Annotated in this window: 15 protein-coding genes and 1 rRNA gene; 12 read left to right on the top strand and 4 right to left on the bottom strand. The window is 74.3% G+C overall.

Annotation, left to right across the window (positions count from 1 at the left end):
• From rrf to HS99_RS31905, 9 genes are all read left to right on the top strand, one after another.
• Positions 1-74: ribosomal RNA gene (gene rrf / locus HS99_RS48725) — 5S ribosomal RNA — on the top strand; the annotation flags it as partial.
• Between the two features lie 204 nt (positions 75-278).
• A complete protein-coding gene (locus HS99_RS31940) occupies positions 279-1,688 on the top strand; it encodes a sensor histidine kinase (protein WP_223886063.1) in 1,410 nt (469 codons plus the stop codon).
• The gene (locus HS99_RS31935) at positions 1,640-2,305 is read left to right on the top strand and encodes a response regulator transcription factor (RefSeq protein ID WP_030290388.1); all 666 of its coding nucleotides are present in this window, start codon (positions 1,640-1,642) and stop codon (positions 2,303-2,305) included. Before HS99_RS31940 ends, HS99_RS31935 begins: the two co-directional genes overlap by 49 nt.
• Before the next feature lie 196 nt (positions 2,306-2,501).
• Entirely contained in the window at positions 2,502-4,124 is a 1,623-nt protein-coding gene (locus HS99_RS31930; RefSeq protein ID WP_030557787.1) for a DUF2637 domain-containing protein, read from the top strand.
• 115 nt (positions 4,125-4,239) lie between these two features.
• Positions 4,240-5,529, top strand: a complete 1,290-nt coding sequence (locus HS99_RS31925) for a DUF6986 family protein (RefSeq protein ID WP_030290390.1) — start codon at positions 4,240-4,242, stop codon at positions 5,527-5,529.
• A gap of 157 nt (positions 5,530-5,686) precedes the next feature.
• Positions 5,687-6,343, top strand: coding sequence for a YigZ family protein (locus HS99_RS31920; RefSeq protein WP_046385372.1), 657 nt, complete (start codon positions 5,687-5,689; stop codon positions 6,341-6,343).
• A gap of 209 nt (positions 6,344-6,552) precedes the next feature.
• Positions 6,553-8,343: a hypothetical protein gene (locus tag HS99_RS31915; protein WP_050366779.1), complete on the top strand. Its 1,791-nt coding sequence runs from the start codon at positions 6,553-6,555 to the stop codon at positions 8,341-8,343.
• 114 nt (positions 8,344-8,457) lie between these two features.
• Positions 8,458-10,206, top strand: a complete 1,749-nt coding sequence (locus HS99_RS31910; RefSeq protein ID WP_030557788.1) for a restriction endonuclease — start codon at positions 8,458-8,460, stop codon at positions 10,204-10,206.
• 301 nt (positions 10,207-10,507) lie between these two features.
• Complete coding sequence (locus HS99_RS31905; protein ID WP_030290394.1) at positions 10,508-11,275, top strand: ZIP family metal transporter; 768 nt, start codon at positions 10,508-10,510, stop codon at positions 11,273-11,275.
• 68 nt (positions 11,276-11,343) lie between these two features.
• Here HS99_RS31905 and HS99_RS31900 read toward each other — a convergent pair whose 3' ends face one another.
• Entirely contained in the window at positions 11,344-12,267 is a 924-nt protein-coding gene (locus HS99_RS31900; protein ID WP_030557789.1) for a LysR family transcriptional regulator, read from the bottom strand.
• Positions 12,268-12,376: 109 nt separating this feature from the next.
• Here HS99_RS31900 and HS99_RS31895 point away from each other — a divergent pair, with 109 nt between their 5' ends.
• Positions 12,377-13,318 (top strand): EamA family transporter, encoded by a 942-nt coding sequence (locus HS99_RS31895; RefSeq protein WP_030557791.1) that lies wholly within the window; start codon positions 12,377-12,379, stop codon positions 13,316-13,318.
• Here HS99_RS31895 and HS99_RS31890 read toward each other — a convergent pair.
• Entirely contained in the window at positions 13,209-13,754 is a 546-nt protein-coding gene (locus HS99_RS31890; RefSeq protein ID WP_078867723.1) for a MarR family winged helix-turn-helix transcriptional regulator, read from the bottom strand. The genes HS99_RS31895 and HS99_RS31890 overlap by 110 nt on opposite strands.
• A gap of 167 nt (positions 13,755-13,921) precedes the next feature.
• On the opposite strand from HS99_RS31890, the gene HS99_RS31885 reads away from it, so the two are divergent.
• Positions 13,922-14,260: a DUF2218 domain-containing protein gene (locus HS99_RS31885; RefSeq protein ID WP_033355070.1), complete on the top strand. Its 339-nt coding sequence runs from the start codon at positions 13,922-13,924 to the stop codon at positions 14,258-14,260.
• A 5-nt stretch (positions 14,261-14,265) separates the two neighbouring features.
• On the opposite strand, the gene HS99_RS31880 is transcribed toward HS99_RS31885, so the two are convergent.
• Together HS99_RS31880 and gabT are read right to left on the bottom strand one after the other, a co-directional pair.
• Complete coding sequence (locus HS99_RS31880; RefSeq protein ID WP_050366780.1) at positions 14,266-14,895, bottom strand: phosphatase PAP2 family protein; 630 nt, start codon at positions 14,893-14,895, stop codon at positions 14,266-14,268.
• A 499-nt stretch (positions 14,896-15,394) separates the two neighbouring features.
• Positions 15,395-16,750, bottom strand: coding sequence for a 4-aminobutyrate--2-oxoglutarate transaminase (gabT, locus tag HS99_RS31875; protein WP_030290400.1), 1,356 nt, complete (start codon positions 16,748-16,750; stop codon positions 15,395-15,397).
• Between the two features lie 240 nt (positions 16,751-16,990).
• On the opposite strand from gabT, the gene HS99_RS44295 reads away from it, so the two are divergent.
• Positions 16,991-19,057, top strand: a complete 2,067-nt coding sequence (locus tag HS99_RS44295; RefSeq protein WP_046387106.1) for a type IV secretory system conjugative DNA transfer family protein — start codon at positions 16,991-16,993, stop codon at positions 19,055-19,057.
• The last annotated feature ends 79 nt before the right edge of the window (positions 19,058-19,136 follow it).

The raw sequence follows: 19,136 nt of genomic DNA, 5'->3' as shown, positions 1-19,136 counted from the left end.
ACCCGGAAGCTAAGCCTCACAGCGCCGATGGTACTGCAGGGGGGACCCTGTGGGAGAGTAGGACGCCGCCGAACAATCATTCAGAAAAGCCCCTGATCCTTTGGATCAGGGGCTTTTCGCATTTCCGGACCGTCCGACCATGAACAGCCAGGTGTTGCTCCTGTCACCGACAGGTGGTCCTAGGTCCACCTCGGAATTGGGGTGCCATGGCCAATGTCCGGAGCGGGTCGTTGGTGAACACTGATGAAGGACGATCGGTACCGGCATCAGGAGCTTGCGTGACCACAGAGATTCGTACGAGCGGCACGTCCGTGCGTGCGCAGATGCGGGAGGCGCTCCGGACCGGCGGTCAGGGTCTGGGCCGGCTGGCGCAGGCAGTGCTGGGCGCGCTGCCGGGTTTCGTGCTGCCGGTGGGGGCCGCGATCTTCTCGGGGGTGGTGACATCCCGGTTCCTGGAGTACTACTACGCGGCGCCCTTGGTGGCCCTCGCGCTCGCGGCTGTCGTGGGCGCCGCGGTGGCTGCCCTCTGCGTCCGTCGGACCGCGGACCGCACGCGCAGGTTCCTGCAGCGCTGGTACGGCATCCGCCTGCCGGCGGTCTACGATCCGCTGCCGAAGCTGGAATCGGACGAACGCGGGCACTGGTGGACGGGTTACTCCTACCATCGCTCGGGGACCGTCGCGAGGTACGCGCAGCTGGTCCACTGGGGCCTGCGGGACCGGACCACCCGCGCCGAACTGCTCTGGCTGGTCGTGAACCCCGTCCTGGTCCTGGCGCTGGGCGGTGCGGTGGGTCTGCTGCTGGTGCTGGGCACGGCCTTCGCCCTCTCCGGCCCGGTGCCGGCGAACGCGTTCGGTCCGGTGAGCCCGAGACTGACGTCGATGGCGTTGAGCCTGCTGGTCGGGATCGGCATGGTCCTCGCCGGGATACTCCTCGCCCCGTACGCGGTGCGCGGGTACGCGGAGGTCGCCCGCAGGGTGCTGGACCAGGACGGCAGGGCGACGCACGCCCAGCTGACGAAGCGGGTCGCCGAGCTGACCGAGACCCGGGCGGACGCGGTGGGCAGCCAGGCGGCCGAGCTGCGGCGGATAGAGCGCGATCTGCACGACGGCGCCCAGGCGCGGCTGGTCGCGATCGGGATGACGCTGGGCACCATCGAGCACCTGATGGAAACCGACCAGGATGCCGCGCGGGAACTCCTCTCCGAGGCGCGGCAGTCCTCCGCCCGGGCGTTGCAGGAGCTGCGGGACCTGGTTCGCGGCATCCATCCGCCGGTGCTCGCCGAACGCGGACTCGGCGACGCAGTCCGGGCGTTGGCGCTGGACAGCGCGCTGCCCACCGAGGTGTTCGTGAGCCTGCCCGACCGGCTGCCGGCTCCGGTCGAGGCGGCCGCCTACTTCAGCATCAGCGAGTTGCTGGCCAACGCGGCCAAGCACTCGGCGGCGGAACGGGTCTGGGTGGACATCCTGTACCGGGCCGGCTCCCTGCGGATCACGGTGACGGACGACGGTGTGGGGGTGGCGGATCCGTCGCGGGGCACGGGCCTGCGCGGGATCGAGCGCCGATTGGGTACCTTCGACGGTGTCCTCGCCATCGACAGCACGTCGGGCGGTCCTACCACCATCACCTTGGAGTTGCCGTGCGAGTTGTCCTCGCCGAGGACCTCTACCTCCTCCGCGAAGGCCTGATCCGTCTGCTGGAAGCGCACGGCTTCACCATCGCGGCCGCGGTGGAGACCGGTCCCGAGCTGCTGGAGGCGCTGCTGACCCACCGCCCGGACGTGGCAGTGGTGGACGTCCGACTGCCCCCGACGCTCACCGACGAGGGGCTCCAGGCCGCGCTCAAGGCGCGCCGGGAGATCCGGGGCCTGCCGGTGCTGGTGCTCTCCCAGCACGTCCAGCAGCTGTATGCCCGGGAGTTGCTGGCCGACGGCACGGGTGGGATCGGCTACCTGCTGAAGGACCGGGTCTTCAACGCGGCGCAGTTCATCGACGCCGTCCGTCGGGTGGCCGCGGGCGGCACGGCGATGGACCCGGACGTGATCGCCCAGCTGATGCAGACCACCTCGCGCCGGCCCGGCCCGCTGCTCGGGCTGTCCCCGCGCGAGCGCGAGGTGCTGGAGCTGATGGCCGAGGGCTGTTCCAACTCGGCGATCGCTGCCCGCCTGTCGGTGAGCGACGGCGCAGTGGCCAAGCACATCGCGAACATCTTCAGCAAGCTCGAACTTGCCCCGGACGAGGATGCCAACCGCCGGGTGATGGCCGTCCTCGCCTACCTCAACGGAACCGCGGGGCAGAGCGGCTGACGGCCCGACCGGCCCGGACGCCCGGCGGCGGCCCGTACGGCGACACTCCAGGCTGCGGAAGAGCCGGAACAGGCGTACGAGTAAACTCCGGTGGGCCGAGCCCGGAGGTTGCTCAGCCGTCCGGCGGCCCGACTGACGGGAACCGGCAGCCGAGGCCCGTACGGCAGCAGCCGACATCCAGGGGTTGATAGACGTAATGGCACGCCCAACGCTCACCAAGGCTCATCGCGGCCTGCTCGGCCTGGTCGCGGCCGGCGCCTGCATTATCTCGGGCATCGGCTTCGCGGGCTCGTACAACGCGGTGCGCGAGCTGGCCATGGAGAAAGGTTTCGGTGCCTTCTCCTACGCCTTCCCGATCGGCGTCGACGCGGGCATCGTCGTGCTCCTCGCTCTCGACCTGGTGCTGACCTGGCTGCGGATCCCCTTCCCGATGCTGCGTCAGACCGCCTGGCTGCTGACCGTCGCCACCATCGCCTTCAACGCGGCCGCCTCCTGGGGCGACCCGCTCGGCATGGGGATGCACGCCGTCATCCCGGTGCTCTTCGTCGTCGTGGTCGAGGCCTCTCGGCACGCGGTCGGCCGGATCGCGGCGATCACCGCGGACCGCCACATGGAGTCGGTCCGGGTGATGCGCTGGTTGCTCTCCCCGGTGCCGACCTTCCGGCTCTGGCGGCGGATGAAGCTGTGGGAGCTCCGCTCCTACGACGAGGTCATCCGGCTCGAGCAGAACCGGCTGGTCTACCGGGCGCAGCTGCGGTTCCGCTACGGCCGCGGCTGGCGCCGCTCGGCCCCGATCCAGGCGCTGCTGCCGCTCAAGCTCGCCAAGTTCGGCGTCCCCCTGGACCCGTCGCTGCTCGACCGGTTGGACGAGGAGGCCCGCGAGCGCGAGGCCAAGGAGGTTCTGGTGGAGCAGGGGCCCCAGGAGCTCGAAACCCCGACCGAGCAGAACCTGGCCGCGGTGGCCATCGCCCCGGCGGCTCCCGCGGTCGGCAACCCGGCCGCTGCCCCCGCTGCCGCTCCTGCCGGAGCCCGGCCGCCGGCGGCTCAGCAGGCAGGGCCCCCGCAGGCTGGGCCCCAGCAGGTCCAGCCTCCGCAGGCCCAGCCCGAGTCGGCCCCGACCGGGCACCCCGTCCAGGACCAGCCCCAGCCCCAGGCCCAGACCCCCGCAGCCGCCGCTCCGCTGTCGCCCGAGGTCGCCGCGCCGATGCTGGCGAAGCTGCACGCCGTCCGGCTGCGCGCCGCCCAGGAGCCAGAGCAGGCGGCGGACAACGCCCCGCAGCCGCGTGACGAGGAGCTGAACGTCTGGACCGCTCGCCCGGTCCGCACCACCGGCCACTCGGCCGACCCGGCCCCGGGCGGGCGGGTGCCCGGCCAGGCCTCGCCGTGGTTCAAGCCCCCGCGCCCGGCCGCCGATGAGCCCGCCCACACGGCCCCCGCGCCCCGGTCGCAGTCCCAGCACCCGACCGCCCCGCAGCCGCAGGCCGAGCCGACCGTCGACCCGCAGTACCGCCAGTCGGCCGCCCAGGGCGAGCACCACGCCCAGCCCGAGCAGCCCGTTCCGGCCGAGGAGCCCGCCCAAGCCGGCCAGTCCGAACTCCACCCGGAGACGGTGCCGCTCGACCAGGACACCGCCTACGACGCCCTGGTCTCCTACATCGACAACCACGGCCACCAGCCGGACCCCCCGCGCCTCGCCGCCTGGCTGACCGCCGAGTACGGGATCACCGGCAAGGGGCCGGACGGCTCGGTCCACCCCAAGGAGGTCGCCGAGCTCTACCCGCAGCTGCGTGACCGCTACGCCGCCGCCGGAAGGGACTGAGCCCGCGCCGACACCCTCCGTCCACCGCTCGGTCGGCCATTGACGCCCGAACCCGCCGGAGCTACCTTCGCATCAACAAATTGTTGAAGCGCTGGTTCGGCACGGAGGAGTGCGGATGTCGCAGGTCGAGGTCGACGGAACCGGAGCGACCGGCGGAGCCTCCTTCTCCGCCGCCGCCCGCGACGCCGTGGAGGCGCTGCTCGCCCCGGTGGACGCGGACCTGGCGCGCCGCTACCCGGGCGACTCCGGCACCCGGCAGCCGGTGCACACCGTCTACGTCCCCGCCGACGCCTTCGGCGCCGACACCGTACGGGAGTGGGGCCGCCAGGCCCTGGAGGCCTTCGACACCCACGCCGGCACCCCCGCCGAGCTGGCCCGCGCCCTCGGCGTCGCCGACGACGCGCTGCTCGCCGACGTGCACGCCCGGGTGCGCGCCAAGCTGGAGCGCGAGCCGATCGAGGACCTGCGGATCGACTTCGAGGACGGATACGGCCCCCGCCCGGACGCCGAGGAGGACGCCGCCGCCGTCCGGACCGCCGAACTGGTCGCCGCCGCGGTGGCCGAGGGCGGCGCGCCGCCGTACCTCGGCATCCGGATCAAGTGCATGGAGGCGCCCGTCCGCGCCCGCGGCATCCGCACCCTGGAGCTGTTCCTCGCCACCCTGCTGGCGAACGGCGGCCTGCCCGAGGGCCTGGTGCTGACCCTCCCCAAGGTCACCTACGCCGAGCAGGTGACCGCGCTGGTCCGGCTGCTGGAGGACTTCGAGCGCCGGGCCGGGCTGCCCGCCGGCCGGATCGGCTTCGAGATCCAGATCGAGACCACCCAGGCGATCCTCGGCCCGGACGGCCGGGCCACCGTCGCCCTCATGATCGAGGCCGCCGAGGGTCGCGCCACCGGCCTGCACTACGGCACCTTCGACTACAGCGCCTCCTGCGGCGTCAGCGCGGCCCACCAGAGCATGGACCACCCGGTCGCCGACCACGCCAAGGCGGTCATGCAGGTGGCGGCGGCCGGCACCGGGGTCCGGCTCTCCGACGGCTCGACCAACGTGATCCCCACCGGCTCCACCGAGCAGGTGCACGCCGCCTGGAAGCTCCACCACGACCTGGTCCGCCGCTCCCTGGCCCGCGCCTACTACCAGGGCTGGGACATGCACCCGGCGCACCTGCCGACCCGCTACGTCGCGGTGTACTCCTTCTACCGCGAGGGTCTGGCGGCGGCCGCCGCCAGGCTGGCCGCGTACGTCGCCAAGGCGGGCGGCGACGTGATGGACGAGCCGGCCACCGCCCGGGCCCTCAGCGGCTACCTGCTGCGCGGCCTCGACTGCGGCGCCGTCGACCCGGCCGAGTTCACCGCGCTGACCGGTCTGGACCGCGCCCGCCTGGACGCGCTCGCCGGCCGCTGAGCCCCGGCTGCTGAGCCCCCGGCCACCGCACCGTCCCGGCCGCAACCGGCGGCCGCGGACCCCGCGGCCGCGCGCCAACTAGGCTGGCGGTGCCGCCCCGGAACCCTCCGGGGTGCGCGCCGCCAGCCGTCGCCGTTCCCGGGAGAACCACCGCGCCATGTCCGCCACGCCGGAACCGACCACCAGGCCGTACCTCACCATCCGGCGGGCCGGCAGCCACGAGACCGAGATCAAGAAGTCCCGCTTCATCTGCCACCTCGCCCGGGTCTCCGACGAGGACGAGGCGCAGGCCTTCATCGCCGGCATCCGCAAGCAGTACTGGGACGCCCGGCACAACTGCACCGCCTTCGTGGTCGGCGACGACCAGCGCCGCGAGCGCTCCAGCGACGACGGCGAGCCCGGCGGCACGGCCGGGGTGCCGATGCTGGAGGTGCTGCGCCGACGGGGCCTGACCGACACCGTCGCCGTGGTGACCAGGTACTTCGGCGGGATCAAGCTCGGCGCGGGCGGCCTGGTGCGGGCCTACGGGAACGCGGTGTCGGAGGCGGTCGACGAGGTCGGCCTGCTGGAGCGGCGACCGGTCGCACTGCTCGCGGTGACGGCGGACCACGTGCGCGCCGGGCGGGTGGAGAACGACCTGCGGGCCGCCGGGTACGCGGTGAGCGACCTCGCCTACGAGGCGGCCGGGGTGCGGATCGAGGTGGGCGTGCCGGAGCCGGAGGTGGCGGGGTTCCACACCTGGCTGGCCGAGGCGACCGGCGGTACGGCGGTGGCGGTGCCGGCCGGCCGCACCTACGTCGAGGTGCCGGTCTGAGGCCAGGCCCACCGGGTCGCCTTTCGTAGCCGAGCGGTTGTGCCACGCGGAAGACGGCTTGAACAGATTCACCCGAACGTAGTGTCGTAGCCCGGAGTTGGAACTTCCGCTCCGGGCCGTGGCGTTTCCTGGGCAAGGATCCGGCCGAACCGGACGAAATCCATCGATGGAGGACAACAGACCCCACCCCGCACCACGGAGGTATGCGCATGACCTCAGACCGCTCGCCGTCGTCCGCCGGTGCCGTCCTACCCGGCGCCCGCGGCCCCGCGACGCCCTACCGGATGACCGTCACCACCGCCCTCCCGCACGCCGACGCCGTCGCCCTGGCCGACGAGCAGCTCGCCTCCTGGCTGAAGCAGGAGGGCTGCGAGGAGCCGCCACCCACCTCCGACGCCGCCGCGGGAGCGCCTCCCGCCGCCGAGCGCCTGCGCCTGGGCGAGCGCGTCCTACTGGACCGTGACCACGGGCCGCTGCGCGGCGGCCCGGGCGCCGGTCGCTACGACCGCCGCCGCCTGCGCACCCCGGCCCCGCACGGCACCCGGCAGCTCACCCTCACCGTGGCCACCGGCGTGGGAGGCCCGACCTGGTTCCGGCTGGAGGCCGAGACCCACAGCACCGGCAGCGGTGTGCGCACCCCCTGCCGGGTGCCGGTCCCCGAACTCGCCCGCACGCTGCTCCCGCTGCTGGACGCCGCCGACGGCCCGGCCGCCGTCCACTCCGCCCCCCGGGTGATCACGGCCGACGAGGTCGACGACCTGATCGACGAGCTGTGCGACCCGGAGCGCCGGCTGCCCACCGTGGTCGCCAGCGTCCCGGTGAACCTCCCGCTCGACCACTGGGTCCAGGAGGTGGTCCGCCCGCTCTGCCGGCAGCTGCCCGGTCTCGCCAACGCCTACGTGCTGGATCCGGGCGCCCGCACCGGGTTCAACGTCGCGCTGGAGTACCACACCGTGTACGGCGGTGCGGTGCGCACCTACCTGCCCGAGGTCGACCCGGCCTCCCGGCAGGACGGCGTCCGGCACCCGGTGCTCGCCCGGGGCCGAATAGAGCAGGACCTCCGCGGTGCCGCCGGGCTGCTCGCCCGGGAGCCTCGCCGCCTCGCCGCCGACCAGCCGCTGCCGCCGACGCTGGCCGCCGTCCCGGTGCTGCGCGTCCCGCCGCCGCAGCTGCGCCCGGCCGTCGAGCGGACGACCGTGGCCGTGCCCGCGGGCACGGGTGCGGGTGCGAGTACGGCTGCGGCCGTGGACCGGGCCGTCGATCCGGTCGCCGAACTGGCCGCGCTGGCTCGCGAGGAACAGCAGGACCGCGCCGAGCAGCAGGCCAGGGCCGACGAGCTCGAGCGGGTCCGGCACACCCTCCGCCTGGAGCGTCGCGACCGTGGTCAGATCAGGGAAGCCCACGAGGTCCGCCTGCGCGCCGGCACCCGAGGTGTCCTGGCCGGCCGTCACTGCAGCGGCCCGGGCGCCGTCGGCCGTCGTGGTGCCGCCCAGTCCGCCGGGCGCCCAGTCAAGCCCGAGACCTTCACCGAACTCCTCGCCAGGATCGGGGAGTTCCCGCTGCTCACCTTCACCGGCGACCAGAAGAGCGCGCTCGCCCTGGACGGGCTCCAGTGCGTGGGCGCCGGCTGGGCCCGGCTCGCCTGGGACGGCCTGACGGCTCTGCAGGAGTACGCGGAGGCGGCCGTGCGCGGCGCTGCCGGCGGGGACTTCAAGCAGTGGTGCGAGCACACGCCGGACGGCTGCCACCGGTTCCCGCCCCGCAAGGCGGTGCGCGGCGAGTCCCGGACGGTGTTCAGTCACACCAAGTGGAAGCGCGAACGGATGCTGCCGGTACCGGAATGCGTGGACGCCTCCCGGCGCGCGTTCATGGGCGCACACCTGAGGATCGGCGGCGGCCGTACCGCACCCCGGCTGCACTACCTGGACGACTGCTCCGGCAGTGGCCGGATCTACGTCGGCTACATCGGTCTGCACCTCACCAACACCCGGACCAACTGACCGTCCTGGCTGACCGCTGCGCCCGTTCGGTGGACAATGTCCGGCAGGGGCGGGGCCGCGGTCCGGTCTGTCGCCCCTGGCAGGCGCCGGACGAGCATGGGGGAACGACGACCGATGCAGTACTCAGCAGACGGCCAGTCCGACGGCACCGCCACCGTCCAGTTCCCCCAACCGGGCTTCCTCGCCTCGGTCTTCCGCGACCTCGGCGCCGACCAGGGCCCGGAGCCGGAAGGCGCCGCGGGCCGGCCCGCGCCCGGCCGCCCCGGTGCGGGTCCGGCCGGGGACGACCAGTCGGCTCCTGGCGGCCCGTCCGACCCGAACTCCACCGACCCGAACTCCGCCGCCCCGAACTCCGCCGACCCGAATTCGGCTGCGCCGAACCCCACCGAGCCGAACCCCGACGACCCCGCCATCGCGGCGCACGCCCGGGCCGCCGCCCTCACCCACCACCGCACGCTCACCGTCCAGGCCGAGCACGACCGGCTGGCCGACCTGCTGCGGCGGGCCGCGCTGCCCGTCTCGGCCATGGACTTCGAGAGCCAGTTGCGCCACTACGAGCCGCGCCCCTACCCGGGCGACGGCCCGGGGGCCGACGAGGGGTCCGAGCCTCGCTGGGAGGACTTCGCCCCCGCCGAGCCGGCCGCCGCCGACCCGGAGGGCGGCGCCTCGCGCCGCCTGCTGGACTCCGGATACCAGCGCGAACTGGCCCAGGCCCGGCTGACCCACCAGCGGGCCCTGCGCGAGTGGCGCACCCGCCGGGCCGAGGCGGGCAGCCCGGCCGCCGACGAGTCCCGGCGCGCCCACGAGGCGGCCGAGGAGGCCCGGGCCCGCGCCGTGCGTGAGTACAACGACAGCCTGGAGGAGTGCCGGCGCGCCTACCGGCTGGCCGAACCGGCCGCCGTGGAATCGCTGCTCGAGCGCGCGCTGGCCGCCGCCGAGACCGCCACCCAGGACCTGTCGGCCCCCTGCCGGGCGGTCTTCCGGCCGCTCACCCGCACCGCAGTGCTGGACCTCGACCTCCCCCCGCTCGACCTGGTGCCCTCGCTCACCGGCTACCGGCTCGCCCCCGACGGCGACATCGTCCCGGTGCCGCGTCCGCCCGCGGACCGGGCCACCGACTACCTGCGGCTGGTCGCCCGGCTCGCCCTGCGCTCGCTGCAGGCCGCCGACGCCGTGGACACCGACGAGATACTCGCCGGCGTCGTCCTCAACGGCTGGCTGCGCGAACCCGGCGCGGTCGAGCCGCTCTGCCTGCTCAGCGTGGACGCCGACCGCGACGCGCTGGCCCGCACCCGGCTGCTGCCGCCGGAGACCCCGTACGAGGACCGCGACGACGAGGGTGTCTACGCCGACGCGGAGCAGGACGAGGCACTGGTCCGGCTGCGCCAGCTCGGCGCCGCCGTCACCCCGGACCCGTACGCCCGGACGGTCGTTCGGCCGGCCGCCCAGGCCGGTGCCACCGTCCCGGCCGCGCCCGACCTGTCCGCCAACGAGTTCGCCCAGCTGGTGCGCGACCTGCTCACCCGGGGCGGGCTCGCCGAGTGGAGCGTACGGCTGCGCGGCCCGGCCGGACTGGTCGCGACCGGCGAGGGCTCCCCCGGCAGTGCGCTGCCCGGCCGCTGGGTGGTCTGGGCCTCCCGGGACTCCGCGTCGGTCGGTGTGGAGCAGATCGAGACCCTGGCCGAGGCGGTCCGCGAGGAGTCCGCCGACCGCGGCCTGCGGCTGACCACCGGCCGTTTCGCCGACGAGGCCCTGGACCTCACCGCGGAGGAGAGCCACCGGCACATCCACCTGATCGACGGCGACGGCGTGCGCGAACTCGCCCGCACCCACCTGGGCCTGCCGCTCGCCGCCGGCCGTTGAGCCGTCCGCCCCCCGAAACCGGGGCGGCCCGCTCCGCCCGGAACTTCACTCCGACGGCCCACCCGGCGGGCGCCCTTCCGCGCCCGGACCAAGGCTGAGGGAACCGGGCCGACGGGACCGCACGGAGCAGCGGTCGAGCCCCTGGGCACCCCCCGGGCGATCACCCTCGAACGGCCGTCCGGTACGGTCGGCGGTCGGCCCGGCCACGGGCGGACCCCAGGGGAAGAGGAATGGGCACAACGCTCGGCAGACCACACGACGGCACCGGTCATCCGGCGGTCCTGGCGGCGGAGGCGGCCCGATGACCGCCGTCCTGGTCGCCGCCGGAGCGTTCCTGATGACGCTGATCGGCGGCTTCGTAGCCCAGCGCACCGGCGACCGCCGCCACCTGGTGCTCGGCTTCGCCGCCGGCCTGATGCTCGGCGTGGTCGCCTTCGACCTGCTGCCCGAGGCGATCCACCAGGCGCCGGGAGAGGTGCACGGCGTGCCCCAGGCACTGCTGATGTTCGCGGGAGGCTTCCTCACCATCCACGTGATCGAGCGCGCCGTCGCCATCCACCGCGGCCACGAGGGCGAGTACGCCGAACACACCCACGGCGGCCACCACCACGGCCACGCCCACCACTCCGGGCACCAGGGCATCGGCCTGACCGCCGCGCTGGCCCTGGTCGGGCACAGCGTGATGGACGGCTTCGCGATCGGCGCCGCCTTCCAGGCCGGCACCACGGTCGGCACCGTGGTGGCCATCGCGGTGGTCGCCCACGACTTCGCCGACGGCTTCAACACGTACACGATCACCCGGTTGTACGGGAACAACCGGCGCCGGGCGCTGACCCTGCTCGCGGCCGACGCGCTGGCCCCGGTCTCCGGCGCCGCGATCACCCTGGCCTTCACCATCCCGGAGCACCTGCTCGGTCTCTACCTGGGCTTCTTCTCCGGCTTCCTGCTCTATCTGGCGACCTCCGACATCCTCCCCGAGGCGCACAGCCCGCACCCCTCGCGCAGCACCCTGCTGTGCACCCTCGCCGGGGTCGGCTTCATGTGGCTGGTCATCGGCTTCGCCAGCTAGCCTCGCCGCCGCTCCCGCCGCTCCCGCCGCTCCCGCCGCTCCCGCCGCGGGTCCCGCCACCGACGCTGCTACGCCGCCCGCCGCTGAGCCTCCTCGACCGCGGCCCAGCAGTCCTTCATCACCGCCAGCGCCTCGGTGATCGCCGGCCGTCGGGAGGCCTGGGCGCGCCAGAGCGCGAACACCCGCCGGCTCGGCTGCGAGGCCACCGGGCGGGCCGCCACCCCGGCCGGCAGCGGGCCCCGGCCGAGCCGGGGCACCACGGCCATCCCCAGACCGGCCGCCACCAGCGCGATCTGGGTCTCGAAGTCGTCGACCTGGTAGCGCACGTCCGGCTCCTCGCCGGCCTCGCGCAGGGTGCGGACCAGCCAGTCGTGGCAGATGTTGCCCGGCGGCACGCTGATCCAGCGCTGCCCGCGCAGCCGTTCCACCGGCACCGCGTCCAGTGCCGCCAGGTCGTCGTCGGCGGGCAGCACGAGGTCCACCGGATCCGTACCGAGGTCCAGCCGGGAGAGCCCCTCCTGCACCGGCAGCGGCACGCTCGGCCAGTCCTGCACCAGCGCGAGGTCCACCTCGCCCCGCCCCACCAGCTCGGCCGCCGGGTACGGGTCGCTCTCCAGCAGCCGGACGTCCACCTCCGGGCAGCGCCGCCGCAGCTCGGCCAGCACCCCGGGCATCAGCCCGCGCGCCCCGGTCGCGAACGCGGCCACCAGCAGCCGCCCGACCGCCTGGCCGCGCTGTTCCTCCAGTCGCACCTCGGCCCGCTCCATCAGCCCCAGGACGGTCCGCGCGGTGGCGGCCAGCTCACGGGCCGCGTCGGTCAGCACCACGCCCCGGCCCTGCCGCTCCAGCAGCACCGTACGGGTCTCCCGCTCCAGCTTGGCGATCTGCTGGGAGACCGCCGAGGGCGTGAACCCCAGTGCGGCCGCCGCCCGGCCGACCGAACCGTGCACCGCCACGGCGTGCAGCGCCCGCAGGCGCCCCAGATCCATCATGCAGCAATCCTAAAGTGTTCTCTTCAGAATTCATCGCTGGTGCTACACGTTCCCGCGCCGCCATGCTCAACCCATGACCGCAACCCCCGCCGCTTTGGTCGGCGCGAGCATGAGTCCGCGTCACATGGCGCTGGCCGTCCTGGTGGCCGCCGTCTGGGGCCTCAACTTCGTCCTGATCCACGTCGGCCTGGACAGCTTCCCGCCGCTGCTCTTCTGCGCCCTGCGGTTCGCCGTGGTCGCCGTGCCGGCGGTCTTCTTCGTCGGACCGCCCCGGGTGGCCCGCCGCTGGGTGCTGGCGGTCGGCGTGGTCCTCGGTGTGGTCAAGTTCGGGCTGCTCTTCATGGGCATGCACGCCGGGATGCCGGCCGGCCTCTCCTCCCTGGTGCTCCAGGGCCAGGCCGGCTTCACCGCGCTGTTCGCCGCCGTCCTGCTGCGCGAGCGCCCCGGTCGGCGGCGGCTGCTCGGTCTGGCGACCGCCTTCGCCGGCATCGCCCTGAGCGCCTTCGACCAGGGCCTCGGCGGCCCGTTCGGCGCCTTCGTGCTGGTCGTGCTGGCGGCCGTCGCCTGGGGCCTGGCCAACGTGCTGACCCGCAAGGCCTCGCCGCCGGACGCGCTGCGCTGGATGGTCTGGGTCAGCGCCGTCCCGCCCCTTCCGCTGCTGGCCCTGTCCCTGCTGGTCGAGGGCCCGGGCGCGGACCTGCGCGCGCTGCGCGGGATGACCCTCGGCGGGCTCGGCACGATCGCCTACGTCGGGCTGCTCTCGACCCTGTTCGGCTTCGTCGCCTGGAGCTACCTGCTGCGCCGCTACGACGCGACCGCCGTGGCGCCCTACTCGCTGCTGGTGCCGGTGTTCGGGATGTCCTCGGCCTGGCTGCTGCTCGGCGAGCGGGTCAGCCCGACGGGCGCCGCGGCCGCCCTGCTGGTGATCGCCGGGATCGGGATCACCGCGCTGCGCCCGGGGGCGCCGTCCGCGGCGGCGGCCCGGCTGCGAGGAAGCGGGCCTCGGCGGCGCGCAGCACTCGCAGCAGCACCTCCTCGTCCTCGGGGCTGACCTCGCCGAAGTACTCCTGCGCCACCTCGTCGCGGACCTGCCCGATCCGTTCCAGGGCCGCGCGCCCGGCCTCGGTGAGCAGGATCCGGACCGCCCGCCGGTCGGCCGGGTCGGGGCGGCGCTCGACGAGCCCGGCCTCCTCGAGCGCGTCGACCACGGTGGTGGCCGAGCGCGGGGCGATGTGCAGCTTCTCCGCGAGGTCGCTCAGCCGCATCGCGGCGTCCGGGATCTCGCAGCCGGGGGCGTGGGCGAGCGTGCGCAGCGCCCGGGCCTGGCCGGGGGTGATGCCGTACGGCTCCAGACGCCAGCCGGTCTGGCGGCGGATCCGCTTGATCGCCCTGGTCATGCTGTCCGCGAGTTCGGCGGCGGAGCCGGGGGCGCCGGGCCGCGGGCCGGGGGAGGGGTCCGCCGGACCGGCGGGTGGCGTGGTGGTCATCGGCGGTCTCCTCGGCTGGCGTCGGGCCAAGCGTATCGGCCGGTCCCGGGCGTGCGGCCGACGGCGGGAAGTGGTCGGAGAAATATGTTGAGCCTAGCTCAGCATCTACGTTAAGGTGCCCCTAAGTGAGGGAACCCTAAGTTCTCCCTCCCGACCTTGGAGCACCCATGCCCGTTTCCACCGCCCGCGTCGCCACCGACCGTGCCGCCCGCTACGCCAAGCAGCTCGCCGCCCACATGAGCCGCCGGATCGAGACCTCCTTCTCCCCGGAGACCGGCCACGGCACCCTGGTCTTCCGCGCCGGCACCGCCACCCTGGAGGCCCAGTCGGACGCGCTGCTGCTCACCGTCGAGGGCGAGCGCGACAAGCTGCCCGAGCTGGAGGACGTCGTCGGCCGCCACCTCGTCCGCTTCGGCGCCCGCGACGAACTCGTCGTCGAATGGCACCGCGACAACGGCGAGGCCGGCCTCGTCCACCGCAACGACGAGGACGCCCCCGAGGCCTGACCCCCTCAGGCGCCCGTCCGGGGCAGCCACCGGTCGAGCGCCCACAGCACCAGGGCCGCCAGGCACCAGCTGGCCACCACGTCCAGCAGCCAGTGGAAGCTGCTCCACACCAGCCCCGCGCCCACCCCGAGCGCCGACACCGCCGCGGCCGCGGTCAGCCACCGGGCCGTCCGCGCCCCCGCCGCCCGCGCCAGCAGCAACGCCGCCACACCGTAGGAGAACGTCGCCGTCGCGGTGTGCCCGGACGGGAACCAGCCCCACTGCCCCGACGCCAGCGGATCCCCGAGCGGACCGGGCCGGGCGAACGCCGCCTTCGCCGGGACCACCAGCAGCGGGATCAGCGCCGCGGTCAGCGCCGCCACCGGCAGCGGAAGCCACCAGCGCCCCGCCCCCGCCCGGCGCCACCACCGGGCAGCCAGCCCCCCGGCCGCCAGCAGCACCGGAACGGCGAGCACACCGTTGCCCAGGTCCGACAGCAGGTGGCCCAAGTGGTCGAGCAGGGCACTCGGGTGGTCCCGGTGGGACGACCGGACGGCCGCGCGGACCGAGCGGTCCAGCCCGAGCAGCGGCCCGTCCACCACCACCTGCCAGGACACCAGCAGCAGGACCACCGCCGCCACCACCGGTACCGCCACCGACCGGGCCACCCGGCCCGGAACGGCGGACAGCCGCCCCGGAGCAGGGGGGAGAGCTCCGGGACGGCTCTGATGATCGCCGTTCCGTGCGCCCCGGGGGGTGTGGGTCGGACGGTCGGTCGATCGGCCTTCGGTGTGCGCCGACCCTCGCGGGGCGGCCTGGTTGTCCTCGCGGTGCCCGCGCGGACCCGTCCCTCGGGGAGGCTCCGCGGACGGCTCCGCCGATGGCTGAGGCTCGCTGTCCATCTGCGATGACACTACGTCAACCACCCTTCCACGCCGAGCGCCTTCAGCGATTCCGCACATCATCTTCACCCGGCTCCGGGCAACCCTCGGACGGTCCCGTCGATCATGCCCGAACGGCCCGGAGCAGCCCTCCGACGACCCCTGGACCCCCCGCACCCACCCCCGGCGAACCGAACGGCCCGTGGGGACCAGAAGTCCCCACGGGCCGTTCAGCGCTGCCGGACATCCCTCCGGCGGGCAGGTGGCGCCTGGATCAGGCGGCGGTGACACCCTGGAGCGCGAAGGCGCCCTCGATGATGTCCAGACCCTCGGTGAGCAGGTGCTCCGGGATCACCAGCGGCGGCAGGAAGCGCAGCACGTTGCCGTAGGTGCCGGCGGTGAGCACCACCAGGCCCTCGGCGTGGCAGGCCTTGGCCACGGCGGCGGTGAGCTCCGGGTTCGGCTCCTTGGAGCCCGGCTTCACCAGCTCGACGGCGATCATCGCGCCGCGACCGCGGACGTCACCGATCACGTCGAACTTCTCCTGCATGGCCCGCAGGCGGCCCAGCATGACCTCGCCGATCCGCTGCGCCTTGCCGACGAGGTCCTGCTCCTTCATCGTCTCGATGGCGCCCAGCGCGGCCGCGCAGGCCACCGGGTTGCCGCCGTAGGTGCCGCCCAGGCCACCCGCGTGCGCGGCGTCCATGATCTCGGCGCGACCGGTCACCGCGGCCAGCGGCAGACCGCCGGCGATGCCCTTGGCGGTGGTGATCAGGTCCGGGACGATTCCCTCGTCCTCGCACGCGAACCACTGGCCGGTGCGGCAGAAGCCGGTCTGGATCTCGTCGGCGACGAACACGATGCCGTTCGCCTTCGCGAACTCCACGATGGCCGGCATGAAGCCCTTGGCCGGCTCGATGAAGCCGCCCTCGCCCTGGATCGGCTCGATGATGATCGCCGCGACGTTGTCGGCGCCGATCTGCTTGTTGATGATCTCGATCGCCTGGGCGGCGGCCTCGGCGGCGCAGTTCTCCGCACCGGTCAGCCAGCGGTACGGGTAGGCCACCGGCACCCGGTAGATCTCCGGGGCGAACGGACCGAAGCCCTGCTTGTACGGCATGTTCTTCGCCGTCAGGCCCATGGTCAGGTTGGTGCGGCCGTGGTAGCCGTGGTCGAACACCACGACGGCGGTGCGCTTGGTGTACGCGCGGGCGATCTTCACCGCGTTCTCGACCGCCTCGGCGCCCGAGTTGAACAGCGCCGTGCGCTTGTCGTGGTCGCCCGGGGTCAGCTCGTTCAGCTGCTCGGCGACGGCCACGTAACCCTCGTACGGGGTCACCATGAAGCACGTGTGGGTGAAAGCGGCCAGCTGCTCGCTCGCCTTGGCCACCACGGCCTCGGCGCTGTTGCCGACATTGGTCACGGCGATGCCGGAGCCGAAGTCGATCAGCGAGTTGCCGTCCACGTCCTCCAGCACGCCGCCGTTCGCACGGGTGACGTACACCGGCAGGGTGGTCCCGACGCCGGCCGCCACCGCACCCAGCTTGCGGGCCTGCAGCTCCTGCGACTTCGGACCGGGGATCGCGGTGACCAGACGGCGCTCCTGCGGGAGCGGCGTTACGGCGCTCATGGGTATCTCCAGACTTCTCGGCTCGGTGGTTCGCAGGCTACGGCCGCCCTCCCCGACCGGGCATGCGCCACTCGGTAGCACTGCGCCGTCCGACTTGTCCGGCACGGCCAGCGCGGGCGACACGACTACCCGCAGGCCACGCTCCACTACCCTGAGCGCGGGCGTGTCGCCGGTACGGCGGCATGGGTATGGCGGCACCGACGGCGGTCGGGCCGGGCGGGCGAGGGAGCGGGGCCGTACATGGCACAGGACGGGTCACACCACCACGTCGAACACACCACCACCAGACCCCCGACCCCCGTACCCCACCAACGGCCTGGCACCCCTGCCTTCGACCTCGCCGCCTGGGCCACCGCCCCGCGCCCCGAAGCCGAACCGGGCGTCTACCGGCTCGGCTACCGCCGCATCGACCCGGAGCGGGCGGAGGCCGCCCGGGTCCCGACCTGGCCGCTGCTGCTCCGGGCGGCGCTCAACGTGGTGGTGGGGTGGCTGGCCTTCGTCTACGGGGTCGAGTTCGCCAAGGACGGGACCACCCTCATCGGCGTCCTACCCTCCCGGTCGGCCTTCGTCGCCACCTCCGTGGTGCTGACCCTGAACGTCCTGGTGCTGGGCGTGGTCATCAAGGTCTTCGGCCGCATGGGCCGCTGGCTGGAGGTCTGGCGCCGCTACGCGGCCCCGCTGCTGTCGCGGACGGTGACGCAGGAGGAGCCCGCCGAGGAAGCCGACCCGGCGGCGGGGGAGGCGGCCCGCAGGCTGGACCCGTGGGACGGGCTGCGCCGGGGCGGAGCGGTCGAGGCGGCGGTGCGGCTGGACGGGGAGGCGGTCGGCGACGTCGACTACGTGCGGATCCGGCGCGCCTGGGAGTCCGCGCAGGCGGACCCGGTGTTCGTGCCCGCCTTCGCCGAGCAGGTGGCCACCCGCGGCGCGGCGGCCTTCGCCCATCCCTCCGAGGCGCGTGAGCTGCCCGGCCGCGTCCGGCGGCACGATCTGCTGCTCGGTCAGGTCTGCCTCGGGGTCACGCAGGACGTACCGAAGAATCCGCTGAGCCATCGGGCGGCCGGCTTCGCGCTGGACCCGGCGGTGCTGGGCACCTCGCTGCTGGCGGTGGGTCCGGCCGGCACGGGGAAGACCGCACGGCTGGCTCGCCCGGTGGCCGAGGCGCTGTGCCTGCAGGCGCTGGCGGGCACCGCGTGCGCGGTGGTGGTCGGGGCGGCGGACGCCGACCTCGGCCCGGACGCCTGGTACGACGTGGTGATCGCTCCCGGCGATCCGGCCTCGGTGTACGGACTGGACCTCTACGGCGCGGCGCAGGACCCGGACGACGCGGCGGCCCGGTTGGCGGACGCGCTGCTGCCCGACGAGCTGACCGCCCGCGCGGAGAACGCGCGGACGGCGCTGCAGCAGGTGGTGGGCCCCTTCCATGCCGCGTTCGGCCGCTATCCGGGGGTGCGCGAGCTGCGGGCGCTGCTGGGCGGCGAGCCGGATGCGCTGGCGGCGCTGGTGAAGGCGCTCGGCGTGGCCGGCCGGCTTGCCGCGTACGAGCGGGACCTGGAGTACCGGGAGCGCCAGCGCGACCGGGCGGACGATCCGGGGGCGCTGCTGGCCGACCGGCTGGGGCTGCTGGAGCGGCCCGCGTTCGAGGGGGCCTTCGCGACCGACGGCTCGGGCCGTCCGCCGTTCGCGATGCGGGTGCTGGACCATCCGCTGCGGGTGCGGGTGAAGCTGCCCGAGCGCAGCCACCCGGAGGCCGCCCGGATGCTGTCCCGGCTGGTGGTGGGGCAGTTCGTGCAGGCGGCCGGGGCCCGCGAGGACCGCTCCCTGTTCGCCGGTCTGGTGGTGGACGACGCCTCGGCGGCGTTGGACGCCAACACCGTCCGTGGTCTCCAGCGGATGCGCGGCGCGAACGCGGGCGCGGTGCTGCTGCTGCGCACCCTGGTGGACCTGCCGGAGGCGCTGCGGGCGCCGCTGTTCGGCGCGGTCGGCTGCCGGATGGCCTTCCCCGGGATCGCGCCCTGGGACGGGCGGCTGTTCTCGGAGGCCTGGGGGACGCACCTGGTGCAGGAGACCGCGGTGACCCACACCCCCGACACCTCCGGGGGTTTGATGCGGCGGGCCGGGCGGGTCGGGCGGAAGGCGTTGTCGGGGACGACGGCGCAGACGGAGTCGGTGACGACGCGGGATGTGGAGAGGCTGCGGTGGTCGCCGTCGGATCTGGCGCACGCGTTGCCGGCGGGGCACGCGGTGGTGTCGTTGACGGCGGTGTCGGGGGAGCAGGTGCCGCCGTTGCTGGTGGACCTGCGGGGGTGAACCGGGGCGGGGGAGGGCCGGGGAGGGCGATGGGACGGAAGTCGCCTTCGAGGTGGATTCGGCAGTGCCGGTTGTCCGG

The organism is Kitasatospora aureofaciens (genome assembly GCF_001188955.3).
GTDB classification, from domain to species: Bacteria; Actinomycetota; Actinomycetes; order Streptomycetales; family Streptomycetaceae; genus Kitasatospora; species Kitasatospora aureofaciens.
Note: the sequence above shows the minus strand (reverse complement) of the source record. Positions and strands in the feature narration are given on the sequence as shown.

Excerpts from the sequence above, each read along its gene's own strand:
- HS99_RS31930 (WP_030557787.1), top strand. The coding sequence starts at position 2,502 with ATGGCACGCCCAACGCTCACCAAGGCTCATCGCGGCCTGCTCGGCCTG.
- HS99_RS31925 (WP_030290390.1), top strand. The coding sequence starts at position 4,240 with ATGTCGCAGGTCGAGGTCGACGGAACCGGAGCGACCGGCGGAGCCTCC.
- HS99_RS31920 (WP_046385372.1), top strand. The coding sequence starts at position 5,687 with ATGTCCGCCACGCCGGAACCGACCACCAGGCCGTACCTCACCATCCGG.
- HS99_RS31915 (WP_050366779.1), top strand. The coding sequence starts at position 6,553 with ATGACCTCAGACCGCTCGCCGTCGTCCGCCGGTGCCGTCCTACCCGGC.
- HS99_RS31910 (WP_030557788.1), top strand. The coding sequence starts at position 8,458 with ATGCAGTACTCAGCAGACGGCCAGTCCGACGGCACCGCCACCGTCCAG.
- HS99_RS31905 (WP_030290394.1), top strand. The coding sequence starts at position 10,508 with ATGACCGCCGTCCTGGTCGCCGCCGGAGCGTTCCTGATGACGCTGATC.
- HS99_RS31900 (WP_030557789.1), bottom strand. The coding sequence starts at position 12,267 with ATGATGGATCTGGGGCGCCTGCGGGCGCTGCACGCCGTGGCGGTGCAC.
- HS99_RS31895 (WP_030557791.1), top strand. The coding sequence starts at position 12,377 with ATGAGTCCGCGTCACATGGCGCTGGCCGTCCTGGTGGCCGCCGTCTGG.
- HS99_RS31890 (WP_078867723.1), bottom strand. The coding sequence starts at position 13,754 with ATGACCACCACGCCACCCGCCGGTCCGGCGGACCCCTCCCCCGGCCCG.
- HS99_RS31885 (WP_033355070.1), top strand. The coding sequence starts at position 13,922 with ATGCCCGTTTCCACCGCCCGCGTCGCCACCGACCGTGCCGCCCGCTAC.
- gabT (WP_030290400.1), bottom strand. The coding sequence starts at position 16,750 with ATGAGCGCCGTAACGCCGCTCCCGCAGGAGCGCCGTCTGGTCACCGCG.
- HS99_RS44295 (WP_046387106.1), top strand. The coding sequence starts at position 16,991 with ATGGCACAGGACGGGTCACACCACCACGTCGAACACACCACCACCAGA.